Source organism: Mycobacterium sp., assembly GCF_032159765.1.
Lineage (GTDB): Bacteria > Actinomycetota > Actinomycetes > Mycobacteriales > Mycobacteriaceae > Mycobacterium.
Genome location: NZ_JAVHWM010000164.1, coordinates 1 through 2,775 on the forward strand (window position 1 = coordinate 1; position 2,775 = coordinate 2,775).

Annotated in this window: 4 protein-coding genes and 1 pseudogene; all 5 read right to left on the bottom strand. The window is 66.6% G+C overall.

Annotated features, from left to right (window positions below; translation table 11 throughout):
* The coding region (locus QOH60_RS19460) for a DUF8821 family protein (protein ID WP_526423386.1) at window positions 1-194 on the bottom strand (194 nt) is incomplete at its 3' end.
* A gap of 82 nt (window positions 195-276) precedes the next feature.
* Window positions 277-685, bottom strand: a pseudogene (locus QOH60_RS19465) (YciI family protein).
* A 115-nt stretch (window positions 686-800) separates the two neighbouring features.
* Window positions 801-1,235, bottom strand: a complete 435-nt coding sequence (locus QOH60_RS19470) for a Rieske (2Fe-2S) protein (protein WP_526423388.1) — start codon at window positions 1,233-1,235, stop codon at window positions 801-803.
* A 17-nt stretch (window positions 1,236-1,252) separates the two neighbouring features.
* Window positions 1,253-1,852 (bottom strand): DUF6529 family protein, encoded by a 600-nt coding sequence (locus QOH60_RS19475; RefSeq protein WP_526423390.1) that lies wholly within the window; start codon window positions 1,850-1,852, stop codon window positions 1,253-1,255.
* A 19-nt stretch (window positions 1,853-1,871) separates the two neighbouring features.
* Window positions 1,872-2,570, bottom strand: coding sequence for a hypothetical protein (locus QOH60_RS19480; RefSeq protein WP_526423392.1), 699 nt, complete (start codon window positions 2,568-2,570; stop codon window positions 1,872-1,874).
* Between the last annotated feature and the right edge of the window lie 205 nt (window positions 2,571-2,775).

Below are 2,775 nucleotides of genomic sequence, written 5' to 3' on the forward strand. Positions count from 1 at the left end.
CGCTCGTCCTTGAGGATGCGGTTCACCCACTCGACCGTCTCCGTCACCTCGCTTGCACCGTCGACGGTGAAGACATGCCCGTACTTGTTCTTGTAGTAGCGCGACTCGTTGGCCCTCAGCCCGGCGAGAGCCTCCGCGAACGGCGACGACTCCAGCCCGACGGTGGACACCTTCTCGAAGTCGACGACCTGCATCACGAGTACCTCCCGACGACGGGTATGTCAGAGGAACGGTAGCGGGTCCGACGCGGCGGCCGTGGCTGGCGGGACGGACCCGTCACTCGGTGACCGTCAGCGATGCGCCCAGGAACGGGCGCACCTGAGCCACTCGTGGATCGGCTTACCACCGGCTCCGGGGCTGCCGAATACTCGCCGGCGAGCGCGAGCGCGCGGGCGTAAGTATCGACGTCAATCACCAGCCAGCCGGCGATCAGGTCCTGGGTCTCCGCGAAGGGCCCGTCGGTGACCGGGGGTCGGCCCTCCCCGTCGTAGCGGACCAACGTGCCCTCGGGCGAGAGAGCCTGGTGGTCGACGAACTCACGGGTGCCCTCGAGCCGGACGGCGAAGTCGGCCATGAACTGCACGTGGTCCTCGACCGGCTCAGGGGTCCATTGGTCCATCGGGACGGCGTTGAGGGCCTCGGGGGCGCCGCGGTAGTGCTTGTAGGAAACGCGACCAAGGCGAATCGGCTGGGATCACCGGCTACGAGCGATCGCGGACGGGCGCCGTCCTGCACCTCTGAGATGTGCCGAAGGCAAGGGCCCACCTCTCGCACCAGCCCTCGAGGAAGGCCCCGACGAACTAGCCGAGCGAGATCTGCCCCTGGGAAACGCTGATCTTCGCGGCCTGTAGCGGCTGCGCTGCCGGTCCGTTGGCCACCGAGCCATCCGCGATGTGGAACTTGCTCCCATGGCAGGCACAGTTGATCGTTCCGCCGGACACGGCGGCGACCGTGCAACCGGCGTGAGTACACACCGCGGAAAAGCCGACGAATTTACCGGCCGTCGGTTGGGCCACCACCACGCTCTGTGCCTCGAATATCTTTCCGCCGCCAACCGGGATGTCGGCCGTCTTGGCGAATGCCCCGGCGTTCGTCCCACCCCCGCCACTCCCCGGCGCTGTTGCCTTCGCCCCGGCGTTCGCGCCGTACGTTCGGCAGCCGGCCAGGGTGACAGCGACAGCAGCAATGCCGGTTTGGACAACCGCTCGCCGGGTGGGGTTGGTCTGCTCGCTCATGTCTTGCCCTTCGCCGGTCATAGTGTCAATCCGAACGTCCGGAAGAACCAGAGTCCCGCGGTCAACCACAAGCCGACAAACGCTGCGAAGACCAGGCCGCCCGCGATGGGTAGCGCCCAGGCTGGCGTGTCGCGCCGGCTGAGTATCAGCATCTTGGCGGTGAACGCTCCGTAGAGAAAGCAACCCAACACCGAGTGCACGAGTCCCCGGACGCCGAAGCTCTGGAAACCCAACGCGTACAAGCACTGCACCGCGACCGGAACCGAGACCAGCACGGCGACCCGACCAGACCATCGGTGGGCAAAGCCGATCCAGGTGGGTGCACGGACGCCGGGAACCTTGCCATACGTGACGAGGGCGGAAGCGGCCTGGATCAGCGCGAAGAGCAAGGCAACCGTGGCTAGCCACGCCTTGACTGCAACGGGCGATGAGAAGCCAGCAAGGTTCACCGCCACGCCGGTCGGCTTGTGCAGCCTGCCGTAGACACCGAGGCCGATCGACACGGCAGCACCGACGCCGAACGCGGTGAGAACGCCGAACAGTCCGCGGGACGTCTTGGCGGACCCGCCCCCGGCGACGGGTTGAGCCGGCAACGGCATCGAGTGCGGCGTGCCCATTTCTGCTCCTCTCGATGCTTCACCCAGGTGGCGGAAAATCTCCGGCGACGGCCGCTGCCTGCACGGTCGTGCCATCAACAGTGGCTAGCCGATTCTTCGGGTCAAGTCGGGGCGCAGGAACCCCTTTACCGTCCCTGATCTGCAGCCCGGTCTGGCCGCCGTCGGCACGAACGATCCAGGTGACGCGTGCCTGCGCCGCTGCAACTGTCGCCGTGTACAGACCTCCCGGCGGTGCGGTCACCTTCGCCGAAAAGGCAAGGCGCCGGCCGCCCACCGAAATTTCACCAGACACGGTGTCACCCCGCACGCGTCCGGTCAGGGCGTCTGCCGATTTACCGGTGAGCCTGACGACGCCTCCTTCAGCCCTTCCTCGCAGCCATGATTCGACTTGCGTTCCGTCGCACAGATACGCAACGCCTCGGTTTGCCTTGACGGCGATCGCGATGGATGCCTCGTGCCCCGCGGTCCATCCCGTGTAGGCCACCTGGGCCGGAAAGCCGCTGGCGATAGTAGGCGTCGCGGATGCAGTCGCCCTGGCCGTTGCTGTCGGGGAGGCAGACGTGCTCGCAGGCTGTGTCGGCGCGCTGGACGACACGGCTGGGTATGCGGCGGCGTTGACGGAGCGCACTCGCTTCGCCTTCGTCATGTTGACGGCGAACATACCGGCCATGAACAGGACGACGGCAAGCAACGTGAGAACTGGCCCGTGTTTCTTCACCGGCCCACCCCCCAAACTGATGTTATCGAAGCACATTCAAAGGCCCGTGGGAACTGTTGTCTAAGCCGAATCTGGCCCGCGGATCGCGCGAGCTTGCCGCCCTCACATTCCGCCGTCCGCGCGCTCCTGCCTCCCGACGCGATTCCGTCGGCGGCAAGATGCTGCGCGCGCAGCGAGGAGTCGAACATGGACGGCGACGACAGGA